The following is a 13,842-nucleotide window of genomic DNA, read 5'->3' as shown; positions in this document are numbered from 1 at the left end:
GCAGAAGCAAGAAGCGAGAAGCGAGGACCGCGGGGTCCGGGCGCGGGGTCCGGGATTCTGTGCGTCCCGCGTCGACGGCGGCCGTGTCCTCGGCGACCGTGTCCTCGGTGGCCGACGACGCCTCGTAACTTCCTGGACCCGGGGGTGGTCTCCTGCCGTTCGGCACCGTCGGCCGGCAGGAGACCACCAGCGGGTCAGCCGGCGGGGACGAGTCGCACGGGCAGAGAGACCCAGGAACGCAGGGTGTTGTTGGGGTGGCGGCAGGGTATGCCGGCCGGTTCGATCCGACGGACGCGGCGGGCCAGAGCGGTCAGCAGCGTTTCCGCTTCGAGACGCGCCACATGCTGCCCGACGCACTGGTGGATGCCCATGCCGAAACCGACGTGGCCGGAAGGATCACGGGTGAGATCGAAGCGGTCCGGGGCGTTCCAGCGGGCCGGATCGCGGTTGGCGGCCCCGAGGAACATGAGAATCTTCGTCCCCTCGGGGACGACGGTGCCGGCGACGCGGACATCGGTGGTGGCGGTGCGGAAGAACGTCTGCACCGGGGACTGCCAGCGGACCGCCTCGTCGAAGGCGATGCGCGCCGCCTCGGGACGCTCCCGCAGGAGTTGCCACTGCTCGGGATGGGTGGTGAAGGCGTACAGGGCGGCCGCCAGACCGTGCACGGTGGTGTCGACCCCCGCCGTGAGCAGCGAACGCACCACCAGCGGCGCCTGCTCGTGCGTGAGGTCCCCGCGGTCGGCGGCGGCCCAGATCCGGGCCCCGAACCCGTCCTCGCTCAGTGCCTCACGCGCACACTGGGCGTTCACCCAGGCCGACAACTCGGCCACGCGGTGCGCGTCGGCCGTGACCAGGTCGTTGACCGGTCCGAAGGCGTTGAAGGCCATGTTGCCGTAGGGCAGCAGATTCTCCCGTCCGTCGGGCCCGAGGCCGACCGCGTCGGGGAACACCCGCAACGGGAAGGCCTTCGCCAGGGCTGCGAAGGCATCCACCTCCGGCCCCTCGGCAAGCACTCGGTCGACCAATTCCTCGGCCGTCGCGAGCCAGGACTCGCGCAGACGGCGCAGCGCGGGCGGCGCCAGGATCTCCCGCAGCACCCGGCGCGGGGCGTCGTGCGCGGGCGGATCGGCCTCCAGCAACAGGCTCGGCGGCCGCCACGGCTTCTCGTGGCGGAAGTTGGTCAGCCCGACGCCCGCTCCGGACTCGAAACGTTGCCAGTCCACCAGGGCGGCGTGCACCTGCTCGTAGCGGGCCAGGGCGTGGACGTCGTAGCGCGACAGACGCACCACCGGTCCGGCCTCGCGCAGCAGGTGATGCATCGGTTCCGGTTCGAGCAGGACATCGGGGGAGAACGGGTCCAAGTCGCTGAAGGGCGGCAGGACAGCGCGTTCGAGTGCCTCGGTCATGGCGGCTCCACAGGACGCAGGGGACGTGTTCGACGTGCTCGTCGTGTTCACAGGTCGAGCACCAGACGGTCGTCGCAGGATCGGGACACGCACGGGAACATGCAGTCGTTCGCGGCGCGTTCATGGTCGGCGAGGATCGCGTCCCGGTGGTCGGGGCGCCCATCGAGGACCGGCGTCAGACAGGTGCCGCAGGTGCCCTGCTCGCAGGACGAGAGCACGTCCGCACCGGCGCCGCGCACCGCCTCCAGCACGGACACGTCGGGCGTGACCGTGACGGTGCGTCGGGAGCGCCGCAGTTCGACCTCGAACGCGGTGTCGCGGACCGCGGTCTGACGCTCGACGGTGGTGAACCGCTCGGTGCGCAGGGCGTGGGGCGGCCAGGGGGAACACGCGGCTTCCACCGCGTTCAGCAGGGGGCCGGGACCGCAGCAGTACACCTTCGTGTCCGGCCGCGGCGTGCCGAGCCACGCGTCGAGGTCGAGCAGTCCCCGCTCGTCCTGCGGCGCGACGTGGACCCGGTCGCCGTACAGCGCGACGATTTCGTCACGAAACGCCATGGACGCCCGGGTGCGGCCCCCGTACAGCAACTGCCAGTCCGCTCCGGTCATCTCTGCCTGACGGACCATCGGCAGCAGCGGTGTGATCCCGATGCCGCCCGCGATGAACAGGTAACTGCGTGAGGGCACCAGCGGAAAGTGGTTGCGCGGCCCGCCCACCCCGACCCGGTCACCCGCCCGCAGGCGGTCGTGCACGAAGGCGGATCCGCCCCGGCCCCCGGGTTCCCGCAGTACCGCGATCCGGTAGGTGTGGGCGTCCCACCGGTCACCGCACAGCGAGTACTGCCGGGTCGTTCCGTTCGGCAGGACCAGATCGATGTGCGAGCCCGGCGTCCAGTCCGGGAGGCGTGCTCCCCCCGGATGCGCGAGAGTGAGGGCGACGACTCCGTCGCTCACCGGCTCCTTGGCCGTGACCTTCAAAGTCACCGCGCTCCCCGCACCGCCCGGCGCCGGCTGTGCCCCGGCGGCATGTCGCGTGCCATGAGAAACCACGCTGCTTTTGACCACGTTGTCGCCTCCCGTCTCTGGGTTGCAGGCAGGATGCTCGGCAGGGCGCGACCGCGGCGACGGCATTCTCATCCAGTGAGAGGCGGGCTTCCCGCACCCGTCACCGGGACGTCCGGCGCCCGTCACCGCAGCGCCTCGCAGGGGACACGATGCCCCTCCCCGGCCCCGGGACCGGTCGCGCGGGGTGCCGGCACCGCAGGTGACCGGCCGCCCGCCGGGCCGGGCCGGGCCACCGAATTCCCTGCCACTCCTCGACGTATCGCTCGACTTCTCCGACACTCGGGCAGAGCCGTAATCCGCCGGGACCCGCCATGGGCGCGATCCGGCGGTGGAGAGAAAGGTGGGTGAGCGTGACAGCGCAGGCGATGGCGGACGCGAAGACCGCTGACGACCGGACCGGGGCGCGCTGCGCCGGGACCGGAACCGGCCCGGTGCTGGCCCGGGCGTTCCGCATCCTCGGCGCGTTCGGCGCCGACCATCCGGCGATGACGCTGAGCGAGCTGGCACGACGCTCGGACCTGCCCACGTCGACCGTGCACCGGATGCTCGGCGAACTGATCGGCTGGGGTGCGCTGGAACGCGGGGAGGACGGCCGATACCGCATCGGGCTGCGGCTGTGGGAGGTGGGAGCGCTGGCACCGCGCGGGCAGGGACTGCGGGAGAGTGCCCTGCCGTTCATGGAGGACATGTCGCAGATCACCCGCGAGAACGTGCAGCTCGCGGTGCGCGAGGGCGATGAGCTGGTGTTCGTGGAGCGGATCGCCGGCACCGGGGCGGTACCGGTACTCACCCGGGTGGGCGGGCGGTTCGCGCTGACCGTCACAGGAGGCGGACTGGTCCTGCTGGCCCACGCACCGCTCGACGTGCAGGAGAAGGTACTGGCCGGCCCGCTCCCCCCGTTCACACGGCGGACCGTGACCGACGCGCACACGCTGCGCCGGATGCTCGCCGATGTCCGCCGCAACGGTTACTCCGTGAGTGACCGTCAGGTCACCATGGACGCCTTGTCGGTGGCCGCGCCGGTGTACGGCCCGGGGGGCGAGGTGGCCGCGGCCGTGTCGCTGGTCGTGCGGCACGGCAGCCGCTCGGCGCACGAGATCGCGCCACTGGTGTGCGCCAGCGCCCGGGCGATCTCACGGGCGCTCACCCAGCCGGGCCGAGCGGCCCCCTGACCTCGCGCGGTCCCGCCGCCACCGGGCGGGGGCGGAATTGTTTCCCGGCATCCGGGAAAGGCCCTGACCGGACGGGGGGCCCGCGCCGAGGATGACCGCACCAGCCGCCCCCGCCCACCGGGAGCAGACCGAGCCGCGTCCTCCGACCGGCGGGGCGGTCCGCGTCCCAGCAGTCGACAACGGAGTGCTGCCATGCCCTTTCCCCCCAGCCGTTCACGTGCCGGAGCCGCGCGATGAACCGCCCGCTGCGCGAAGCCCTCGACGAGGGGGTGATGAGCCGCTTCCAGTGGCGCGTGATCGTGGTCTGTGTCTTGCTCAACATCCTCGACGGCTTCGACGTGCTGGTGATGGCCTTTAGCGGCAAGAGCGTCTCCGCCGAATGGGACCTGTCGTCCGCCCAGCTCGGCCTGCTGCTCAGCGCTGGACTCGTCGGCATGGCGCTCGGAGCGCTCGGCATCGCGCCGTGGGCCGACCGCGTGGGCCGTCGGCCGGTCGTGCTCGGCTGCCTCACCGTCGCCGCCGTCGGCATGCTGCTCTCGGCCGCCGCCCAGTCCGCCACGCAGCTCGGCGCGCTCCGCGTACTGACCGGTGTCGGCATAGGTGGCGTCCTGGCCTGCAGTAACGTCCTGTCCGGCGAGTACGCCTCGCGCCGCTGGCGGGGACTGGCCGTCAGCCTGAACTCCACCGGCTACGCCATCGGCGCCACCCTCGGCGGGCTGCTCGCCGTCGGCATGGTCGACCGCTTCGGCTGGCGGTCGGTGTTCCTGGCGGGCGGTGTCGCCACCGCCGCAGTCGTGCCACTGGCCTGGGCCACCCTGCCCGAATCGCTGGACTTCCTGCTGACCCGCAGGCCCAAGGGCGCGCTGGAGCGGGTCAACACGCTGGCCCGCCGTATGGGGCTGCCCCCGCAGTCCGCACTGCCCGAGACCAGCGACCGGTCCTCCGCCTCGGTCACCGCGGGCTTCCGGAAGCTGCTCGCCGGCCCGCTGCGCCGCTCCACGGTGCTGCTGTGGTCCGCGTTCTTCCTGGTCATGTCCGGCTTCTACTTCGTCACCAGCTGGACACCGACCCTGCTGATCGAAGCAGGGCTCTCCAGCACCCAGGGCCTGACCGGCGGCACCCTGCTCAACCTCGGCGGCATCTTCGGCGCGGCGGCGCTCGGTGCCCTCGCCACCCGCTTCCAGCTCCGTCACGTGCTGACCGCCTATCTGATCCTCACCGCCGTCCTGCTGTCCTGCTTCATCCTCTCCACCTCCGCCCTGTGGGCGGCCCTCACGCTCGGCGCCCTCGTCGGCGTGTTCGCCAACGGCTGTGTGGCCGGCCTGTACGCCATGAACCCCGTCGTCTACGACGCGTCCGTGCGCGCCACCGGCATCGGCTGCGCGCTCGCCGTGGGCCGCATCGGATCGATCGTGGCGCCCACCGCCGCGGGCGCCTTGCTGGACACCGGCTGGAGCCCGCAGAGCCTCTACCTCGCCGTGGGCGCGATCTTCGTGGCCGCCGGCGCCATCGTCCTCGCCCTGCGCCCGTCCCGCGCGGCAGGAGCCCACCCGGCCGCCCCCGCCGTCGCCGTCGCCCCCTGACCCCACCCGGCCACCGCGCCCCTAAGGAGTAACACCGTGACCGCTTTCGTCCGCAATCAGTGGTACGTGGCCGCCTACGCCCACGAGGTGGGCCGCGAACTTCTCGGCCGCACCATCCTGGACGAGCCGATCCTGCTCTACCGCACCGAGGACGGCCGGGCGGTCGCCATGGCAGATCGCTGCGTGCACCGCCGCTTCCCGCTCTCGCAAAAGCCGAGCCGACTCGACGGCGACCGCGTGGTCTGCGGCTACCACGGTTTCACCTACGGCACCGACGGCGTGTGCGTATCCGTACCCGGTCAGCAGCGGATCCCCCGCACGGCCCGTCTGGCCACCTACCCAGTCCTCGAACAGGACGCCTTCGTGTGGGTGTGGATCGGCGACCGCGAGCCCGGCGGCACCCTGCCACCGCGCGCCCCGTGGATGGACTCGCCGGACTACACCGTCGTGTCCGGCATGGAGACCATCGACAGCGGCTACGGGCTGCTGGTCGACAACCTGCTGGACCTGTCCCACGAGACGTATCTGCACGGTGGGTACATCGGCACCCCGGAGGTCGCCGAGACGCCCATCACCACCGAGGTGGACGACCGGGCCGGCATCGTCTACGTCAGCCGGCACATGGACGACGCCGAATGCCCCCCGTTCTACGCCACGTCCACCGGCATCACCGGACGCATCACCCGATGGCAGGACATCGAGTACCACGCCCCCTGTCTCTACCTCCTGCACTCCAGGATCGCCCCCGCCGGCGCCCCGGCGCCCGGCCCGAACGGCAGCGACCCGCACGCCTTCCACGTCGAGGTCGTCTACGCCATCACCCCGTCCACCGAGAAGACCACCTACGACTTCTGGGCGGTGGCCCGAGACTTCGCACTGGGGGACCAGGGGGTCTCCGACTTCCTGCGGGAGAACAACCGCACCGTGGTCCTGCAGGACGTGGTCGCTCTCAACGTGCTGCAGCAGGCCCTCGACACCGAGCAGGACGGCTACCAGGAGCTGTCCATCAACATCGACACCGGCGGCCTCGCAGCGCGCCGCATCCTCGCCCGTCTGGCCGCTGAGGGAGCGGAACAGGGGCGTCCGGCGGCGGCCCGATGAGCCCGCTGCATCCCCCCGCGCTGACCGGCGGCGACGTCTACCGCATCCACTGGCTCCTCGGCACCGACCGGCTGCTCGCCGTCTGCCACTGCGGTGCCGAGCGCGAGTTCGAGGACCCGGTGGAACTGTGGGACTGGTTGCTCGCCCACCCCGAGGGGCACCGCCCGCCCGCCGCGGCAGCGCCCCTGCCCGCCGGGACGCCCGAGCCCGCGCTCGCCTGACGAAGGAAGCACCGTGACCACCGTGATCCCCACGCGCACCCAGGAGAGCGGCACCAAGACCGACCTCGACCTGATCGTCGAGGCCAAGGACGCCGTCGCCCGGGGCGTCGTCCGCCTGACCCTCGTCCGTCCCGACGGCGACGAACTGCCGCCCTGGCGCCCCGGAGCCCACATCGACCTCCGGCTCACCCCGGAACTCACCCGCCAATACTCGCTGTGCTCCGACCCCGCCGACCGCACCCGTTGGCAGGTGGCCGTGCTCCGCGAGCCGGAGGGCCGGGGAGGCTCCGCCCACGTGCACGACCGTCTGGCCCCCGGCGACCCGGTACGGGTGCGCGGCCCGCGCAACCACTTCGCACTCCGTCCCTCACCCCGCTACCTGTTCCTGGCAGGCGGCATCGGCATCACACCGCTCCTGCCGATGCTCGCCGAAGCCGAACGTAGTGGTGCCCGCTGGGAGCTGGTGTACGGCGGACGCAGCCTCGCGTCCATGGCCTTCCACGCCGAGTTGCTCGCCACCTACGGCGTGCGCATCCGCCTGGTTCCGCAGGACGAACTCGGCCTGCCGGACCTGGACCGTCTGCTCGCCTGCGCAGGGGAGGACACCTCGGTCTACTGCTGCGGGCCCGAGGGTCTGCTGCGGGCGGTGGAGGAACGCTGCGCCGCCAGGCCCCATGTCGCCCTGCACACCGAGCGGTTCGCCCCCAAGGACCCGCAACCCGATGGCACGGACGAGGAGTTCGAGGTCGAACTGGCCGACAGCGGCCGCACCGTCACCGTGCCGCCCGGTGTCTCGGTACTGGACGCCGTCGAGCAGGCGGGCGTGCAGGTACTGTCCTCGTGCCGCGAGGGCACCTGCGGCACGTGCGAGACGCCGGTGCTCGGCGGAACGGTGGACCACCGCGACTCCCTCCTCACCCCCGAGGAGCAGGCCGCGAACGACACCATGATGATCTGCGTCTCCCGGGCCGCCGGCCCCCGCCTCGTCCTCGACCTGTGAGCGCGGCGGGGCCCGGCGAGTCGGTCCTGACACGGGCGGTGCGCATCCTGGAGGCGTTCAGCCAGGACGAACCCGCGCTGCCCGTCTCCGAGATCGCGCGCCGGGCGGGACTGCACGTGGCGACCGCCTCCCGTCTGATCGCCGAACTCGTCGCGCACGGGCTGCTGGTGCGCGACGAACAGCGGTTGGTACGGGTCGGGGTGCGACTGTGGGAGCTGGCCTCGCGCGCCTCGCCCGCCCTCACACTGCGGGAGCGGGCCATGCCGTTCCTGGAGGGTGTGCACGATGTCGTCGGCCACCACGTGCAGCTCGCCGTGCGCGACGGCGAGGAAGTGCTGTTCGTGGAGCGGCTGTCCACGCCCGGCTCCGTCGTCAACTACACGCGGATCGCGGGCCGGCTGCCGCTGCACGCCTCCTCCAGCGGTCTCGTCCTGCTCGCCCACGCCCCCGCCATGCTGCGTGAACAGGTCGTGGAGGCGGGACCGTTGCATGCCTACACCACCGCCACCCCTGCCGTCCCGGGCAGGCTGCGGGCCCAGCTCGCCGCCATACGCCGGGACGGCTACGCGTACTGCCCCGGCTTCGTGCACGAGGACGCCCTCGGCATCGCGGCCCCCGTGCGTGACGGCACCGGCGACGTCGTCGCGGCCGTCGGCGTGGTCGTGCCCAACGACGCCGCCGCCCGGACCCACCTCCCCGTGGTGCGCACGGCCGCGCGCGGTATCTCCCGCGCCCTCGGCGCCAGACCGGCGGACGCGCAGGGGCGCGGAGGATGACCCGGTCCCGGCCGCCGGGCCACCGCGTCACCGCGTCACCGCGTCACCGCGTCACCGGAACGGATTGTGGCCTCGCCGGACGTGCGGGCCGCCCGCGTTCCCGGCCCCTGCGGTACCTGTTGCCAATGCCGTTGCTCTTGCGGGGTTCGGGCGGTTGGAGCGGTGTGTTGATATCGCGACTGGAGCGACCGGGGTTGGGGGGTCCTGACCCGGTCGTGTCCGCCTGAGCTGGTGGACCGGCTGGTGGGTGAGGCGCCGTGTCCGACTCCGCCGGCAACGACGACGCCTTCGGCAAGTCCGGCTCCCAGCGCAGTCCCATGGGCTATCCGCAGGCCAGAGTGGTCGCGGTGGCCGAGTGTTCCTCTCACGCCGCCCTGGACGCCGCGATCGGCGGGTTCAAGAATTCCGAGCGCATCGTCTCCGATGCCCTGGACCCTCATGGCGGGATCGGCACGCTGTTACTGGCTGACCGGGGATTGTGGGGTCTGGCCCTCTGGCACCGGCTCCGGGCCCAGGGCACGCACCTGCTGCGGCGAATCGAGCGACGCAAGGCCCGCCGGTCCAGGACGTCCTGCCGCTGCGGCTGCCGGCCTGGATCGTGCTCGGCATGTGGTTCGTGCTGCAGGCGGTCTACTCGTCCGGCGCGGGCGTCACCGCCGCCGGGACGGTGGCGTACGCGGCCCACGTGGTCGGCTTCGTCGTGGGCATGCTGCTCGCCTGGCCGCTGCGCCCCGGTACTCCCCCGCCCCCGGAGCCGCGCGGCCTGCTGTTCGGCAGGCGGGCACGGCCCCGGCGCCCGTGGTGAGCAGTGGTGCGTACCCCCGCGCGGTCAGCGGGCGGTGGCGGTGTGGACGTGGTCGACGAGGCGGGTCAGCGCGTCGGCGTCGGTGTTCGGCATGACGCCGTGGCCGAGGTTGAAGATGTGGCCCTCGAGGCCCTCGGCTGCGGCCAGCACCTCGCGGGTCTTCGCCTCCACCGCCTGCGTGCCGGCGAACAGCACGGTCGGGTCGAGGTTGCCCTGGAGCGCCTTGCCGGGGCCGACGCGGCGGGCGGCCTCGTCCAGCGGGACGCGCCAGTCGACGCCGACGACGTCCGCGCCGGCCTCGCCCATCAGACCGAGGAGTTCGCCGGTGCCGACGCCGAAGTGGATACGGGGGACGCCGTGATCGGCCACCGTGTCGAGGACCTTGGCCGAGGCGGGCAGCACCGAGCGCCGGTAGTCGGCCGGGGCGAGCGCGCCGGCCCAGGAGTCGAACAGCTGGACCGCGGAGGCGCCGGCCTCGATCTGCACGGTGAGGAACGCGGCGGTGATGTCCGCGAGGCGGTCGAGGAGGTCGGCCCACAGCTCCGGGTCGCCGTACATCATCGCCTTGGCGTTCTCGTAGGTGCGGGACGGGCCGCCCTCGATGAGGTAGCTGGCGAGGGTGAACGGGGCGCCCGCGAAGCCGATCAGCGGGGTGGACCCGAGCTCTGCGGTCAGCAGGCCGTACGCCTCGGTGACGTAGGAGACGTCCTCCGGGGTGAGGTCGCGCAGCCGGGCCAGGTCGGCCCGGGTGCGGAAGGGCTGCTCGACGACGGGACCGATACCGGGCTTGATGTCGAGGTCGATACCGATGGCCTTGAGGGGGACGACGATGTCGCTGAAGTAGATCGCCGCGTCGACGTGGTGCCGGCGTACCGGCTGGAGCGTGATCTCGGCGACGAGGTCGGGGCGCATGCAGGAGTCGAGCATCGCGATGCCCTCGCGCACCTTGCGGTACTCCGGCAAGGAGCGGCCCGCCTGCCGCATGAACCACACCGGAGTGTGCGGCACCGGCTCACGCCGGCACGCCTTGAGGAAGGCACTGTCGTACGTCTGGGTCGGCTGCTTGCCCCGCGGGCTGACATTGGCACTCACCCGGCCAGTCTCGCATGGCCCGCCGGCCGCCCCGCACCGCACCGCAGGCCACGCCGTGCACCGCGACCCGCGCCACGCCGGTGCGACACGATCCGGACACCGTTTCCCGCCGTGGGTGTCCCTCCCCACGCCGGGGCCCGCTTCGGCTTAACCTTCCCCGCATGGCTGCGGCTCAGGGACGACTGTCGGACGGCACGGGCGGAATGGACGAAGCGAAGGACACCGATGCGGAACTCGGGATCGGGGGAACGGCGCTCCCGTTGCCCTTCCGGACCGCCGTCGACGCGTTGCGGGGCGCGCTGCTCCGACCGCAGATCGAAGTGGAGACCACCCCGGCGCCCAAACGGCTCGCCCCGTACGCGTACGCGCTGGAGGCTGCGGTCGTGGACGGCGACCAGGACCTGGCCGACGGCCGGCTGGTATTGCTGCACGACCCGGCCGGGCACGATGCCTGGCGGGGAACCTTCCGGCTGGTGACGCTGGTGCGCGCGGAACTGGAGCCGGAGATGGCGGCGGATCCGCTGCTTCCGGAGGTGTGCTGGTCCTGGCTGACCGGTGCGCTCGCGGCACGCGGTCTGACGTACGGCGAGCCGAGCGGCACGGTCACGCGGGCGAGTTCGCACTACTTCGGCGGCCTGTCCGAGCGCCCTGCCGCCTCGCAGATCGAGATCCGTGCCTCGTGGACGCCGCGGGAGGGCCAGGACGGGGTGCCGGACACGGCCACGCATCTGGTGTCCTGGTGCGATCTGCTGGCGCAGGTGGCCGGGCTGCCGCCGGCCGCTCCGGGGGACACGTCGGTGGTGACGCTGCCGCAGCGGAGGGGGCCGCAGGCACGCTGAACCCGCCGCGCCGCTGAACCCGCCCCGCCGCCGGGTCCACCGCGGGCGCTGAACCTGCGGCCCTCGCCGTGTCGAGCCCTCGTGGGGCTCCCGGCGATCCTCCAGACCGGTCTTCGGGCCGGTCTCTTTGTCGTTCCCGGGCCGGTCTCTTTGTCGTTCCCGGGCCGGTCTCTTTGTCGTTCCCGGGCCGGTCTCCTTGCCGTTCCCGGGCCGGTCGTCGGAGCACGCGCGGGCCGGTCTCTTTGTCGATCTCCTCGGTCTCCCCGTTGTTGATCTCCTCGGGGATCTCTTTGACGACCTTTTTGGGGATCTCTTTGTCGATACGGCCACTTTCGGAAGTGTTGCGACGCGGACCGTAACCGTTCGATCTTCGAATGATCGATCGCGTGTCCGAATTGCACAGATTGTTACTCACTGGATCGTGATCATTCTCTAAAGGAGACCGCGTTTGCTGCCGAAGACGACTGTGACCTTGAAAGCACGGTTGAGCCCGGCTCCACCCCACGAGCCGGCCCCGTCCCGCCGCCACCCCAGGAGGCCTGGTGTCCGTTCTCCTCGAGCAGCCCGCAAGCCTGGTCGCCTACCGCCCGAACAAGCCGACCGCCATGGTGGTCGTGGCCGACCCCCGCGTCCGTTCCACCGTCACCCGCCATCTGTGGGCGCTCGGTGTACGCGACGTGATCGAGGCCTCGTCCGTCGCGGAGGCTCGTCCCCGCATCGGCAACCCCCGCGACATCTGCGTCGCCGACGTCCATCTGCCGGACGGTTCCGGCCTCACCCTCCTCTCGGAGACCCGGGCCGCGGGCTGGCCCAACGGCCTCGCCCTGTCCGCCGCCGACGACATCGGCGCCGTGCGCAACGCCCTCGCCGGCGGAGTGAAGGGCTACGTCGTCACCGGCACCCGCACCAACCTCGGGCTTCCCTCCCGCCCCGGCGCCGCCCCCATCGGCGGCGCCCGTCTGCACCGCCGCCCTCCGGGTGCCCCGAGCCACCCGGGCGGCTACCGCGAACTGTCCGGCCGTGAGGTCGAGGTGCTGCGGCTGGTTGCGGAGGGGCAGTCGAACAAGGCCATCGGCGTCTCGATGGGCCTGTCCGCGCTGACCGTCAAGAGCCACCTCGCCCGCATCGCCCGCAAGCTCGGCACGGGCGACCGCGCCGGGATGGTCGCGGTCGCCCTGCGCACCGGCATCATCCACTGACCTCCCCGGCCGTGCCGCCCTCTTCCCCTGCCCTCTCTCCCTCCCTCTCGCCTCCGGTCGGCTTCCCCTCGGCCGGGCATGCACCGGCCTGACTTGTTTACGACCCCCTGGGGCCCGCCGCCAAAACGTTCCGTCGGCGGGCCCCTTCACGGCATGGATACTCTTGACAGGTGACCGACGCCCACGACACCGCAGCAGACAATGCCCTGCGAACCACCGGAGGCGCCCCTCCGGACGACAACGGATCTTCTGCTACGGAGGCGCCGATCCCCTTGCTCGAACCGCGCGAGGGCATTCCGCCCGTGATCACGGACGACGCCGCGCTCGCCGGGGTGATCGCCGCCTTCGCCGCGGGCACCGGCCCCGTCGCCGTCGACGCCGAGCGGGCCTCCGGCTACCGATACGGCCAGCGCGCCTACCTCGTCCAGCTGCGCCGCGAGGGCGCCGGGTCCGCGCTGATCGACCCCGTCGCCTGCCCCGACCTGTCGGGCCTGGGCGAGGCGTTGTCCGGCGTCGAGTGGGTGCTGCACGCCGCCACGCAGGACCTGCCCTGCCTGCGTGAGATAGGGATGCTGCCCACCCGCCTCTTCGACACCGAGCTGGCCGGCCGTCTCGCCGGTTTCCCCCGTGTCGGGCTCGGCGCGATGGTCGAGAACGTGCTCGGCTTCGTCCTGGAGAAGGGCCACTCCGCCGTCGACTGGTCCACCCGCCCGCTGCCCGAACCCTGGCTGCGGTACGCCGCCCTCGACGTCGAGCTCCTGGTCGACCTGCGGGACGCCCTGGAGAAGGAACTGGACCGGCAGGGCAAGCTGGAGTGGGCGTGGCAGGAGTTCGACGCGATCGCGTCCGCGCCGCCGCCGGAGCCACGCAAGGACCCCTGGCGGCGCACTTCCGGCATGCACAAGGTGCGCCGGCGCCGGCAGATGGCCGTCGTACGGGAGCTGTGGCAGACCCGGGACCGGATCGCGCAGCGCCGGGACGTCTCCCCGGGCAAGGTGCTCTCCGACGCGGCCATCGTCGAGGCCGCTCTCGCCCTGCCGGCCAACGCGCACGCCCTGGCCGCGCTGAACGGGTTCGGGTCGCGGGTGGGACGGCGTCAGCTGGAGCAGTGGCAGGCGGCCGTGGACCGGGCGCGGGCGCTGAGCGAGGCGCAGTTGCCGCAGCCCGGCCAGCCGGTGACCGGTCCCCCGCCGCCGCGCGCCTGGGCGGACAAGGACCCGGAGGCCGCCGCCCGGCTGTCCGCGGCCCGTGCGGGGGTGAGCGCGCTCGCCGAGCGGCTGAACATGCCGCAGGAGAACCTGATCACCCCGGACACGGTACGGAGGGTGTGCTGGGAACCGCCGCAGCCCGCCGGCCCGGAGTCCGTCGCGGCTGCGCTGGCGGGGTACGGGGCGCGGCAGTGGCAGGTGGAGCAGGTGACGCCGGTCCTCGTCACCGCGCTGGCCTCCGATGCTTCCGGGGTGGTCTGAGCGCCGTTGGCGGTGCGGGTTGTGGGTGGGCGCGGGTGCGTTGTGGCTGGTCGCGCCCACGCGGCGGGGCCGCAAGTCGTTACAGCCCCGCGCCCCTTGTCGGCACCGCCGT

The 13,842-nt window shown here is 72.5% G+C and carries 12 protein-coding genes and 1 pseudogene; 10 read left to right on the top strand and 3 right to left on the bottom strand.

Translation table 11 applies throughout. The annotated features are described in order from the left end of the window. Positions 1–194: 194 nt before the first annotated feature. Positions 195–1,409: a cytochrome P450 gene (locus ACFP2V_RS00855; protein WP_381204336.1), complete on the bottom strand. Its 1,215-nt coding sequence runs from the start codon at positions 1,407–1,409 to the stop codon at positions 195–197. Positions 1,410–1,456: 47 nt separating this feature from the next. Beyond that, positions 1,457–2,392: a PDR/VanB family oxidoreductase gene (locus ACFP2V_RS00850; protein WP_381204335.1), complete on the bottom strand. Its 936-nt coding sequence runs from the start codon at positions 2,390–2,392 to the stop codon at positions 1,457–1,459. Positions 2,393–2,823: 431 nt separating this feature from the next. Between ACFP2V_RS00850 and ACFP2V_RS00845 the strand changes: the two genes are divergently transcribed. From ACFP2V_RS00845 to ACFP2V_RS00815, 7 genes and pseudogenes are all read left to right on the top strand, one after another. Continuing rightward, positions 2,824–3,645, top strand: coding sequence for an IclR family transcriptional regulator (locus ACFP2V_RS00845; protein WP_381204334.1), 822 nt, complete (start codon positions 2,824–2,826; stop codon positions 3,643–3,645). A 233-nt stretch (positions 3,646–3,878) separates the two neighbouring features. Continuing rightward, the gene (locus ACFP2V_RS00840; RefSeq protein ID WP_381204333.1) at positions 3,879–5,228 is read left to right on the top strand and encodes an MFS transporter; all 1,350 of its coding nucleotides are present in this window, start codon (positions 3,879–3,881) and stop codon (positions 5,226–5,228) included. Between the two features lie 36 nt (positions 5,229–5,264). Then, positions 5,265–6,329 carry a Rieske 2Fe-2S domain-containing protein gene (locus ACFP2V_RS00835; RefSeq protein WP_381204332.1) on the top strand — a complete coding sequence of 355 codons (1,065 nt, stop codon included), beginning with the start codon at positions 5,265–5,267 and terminating at the stop codon, positions 6,327–6,329. Then, positions 6,326–6,550 carry a hypothetical protein gene (locus ACFP2V_RS00830; RefSeq protein WP_381204331.1) on the top strand — a complete coding sequence of 75 codons (225 nt, stop codon included), beginning with the start codon at positions 6,326–6,328 and terminating at the stop codon, positions 6,548–6,550. The genes ACFP2V_RS00835 and ACFP2V_RS00830 overlap by 4 nt, the downstream gene beginning before the upstream one ends. Positions 6,551–6,563: 13 nt before the next feature. Further along, on the top strand, positions 6,564–7,550 hold the full coding sequence (locus ACFP2V_RS00825) for a PDR/VanB family oxidoreductase (protein ID WP_381204330.1): 987 nt from the start codon (positions 6,564–6,566) through the stop codon (positions 7,548–7,550). Then, on the top strand, positions 7,547–8,326 hold the full coding sequence (locus ACFP2V_RS00820) for an IclR family transcriptional regulator (protein WP_381204329.1): 780 nt from the start codon (positions 7,547–7,549) through the stop codon (positions 8,324–8,326). The genes ACFP2V_RS00825 and ACFP2V_RS00820 overlap by 4 nt, the downstream gene beginning before the upstream one ends. A 571-nt stretch (positions 8,327–8,897) precedes the next feature. Beyond that, positions 8,898–9,131, top strand: a pseudogene (locus ACFP2V_RS00815) (rhomboid family intramembrane serine protease); the annotation flags it as partial. 24 nt (positions 9,132–9,155) lie between these two features. Here ACFP2V_RS00815 and hemE read toward each other — a convergent pair. Beyond that, positions 9,156–10,223, bottom strand: coding sequence for a uroporphyrinogen decarboxylase (hemE, locus tag ACFP2V_RS00810; protein WP_381204328.1), 1,068 nt, complete (start codon positions 10,221–10,223; stop codon positions 9,156–9,158). A 161-nt stretch (positions 10,224–10,384) separates the two neighbouring features. Between hemE and ACFP2V_RS00805 the strand changes: the two genes are divergently transcribed. The 3 genes from ACFP2V_RS00805 (at position 10,385) to ACFP2V_RS00795 (ending at position 13,730) form a co-directional block, all read left to right on the top strand. Next, entirely contained in the window at positions 10,385–11,062 is a 678-nt protein-coding gene (locus ACFP2V_RS00805) for a DUF3000 domain-containing protein (protein ID WP_381204327.1), read from the top strand. A gap of 542 nt (positions 11,063–11,604) precedes the next feature. Then, positions 11,605–12,261 (top strand): response regulator transcription factor, encoded by a 657-nt coding sequence (locus tag ACFP2V_RS00800; RefSeq protein WP_042164084.1) that lies wholly within the window; start codon positions 11,605–11,607, stop codon positions 12,259–12,261. Positions 12,262–12,431: 170 nt separating this feature from the next. After that, a complete protein-coding gene (locus tag ACFP2V_RS00795) occupies positions 12,432–13,730 on the top strand; it encodes a ribonuclease D (protein WP_381204326.1) in 1,299 nt (432 codons plus the stop codon). Positions 13,731–13,842: the final 112 nt, after the last annotated feature.

Origin of the sequence: Streptomyces incanus (assembly GCF_042656345.1) — a bacterium.
GTDB classification, from domain to species: Bacteria; Actinomycetota; Actinomycetes; order Streptomycetales; family Streptomycetaceae; genus Streptomyces; species Streptomyces incanus.
Note: the sequence above shows the minus strand (reverse complement) of the source record. Positions and strands in the feature narration are given on the sequence as shown.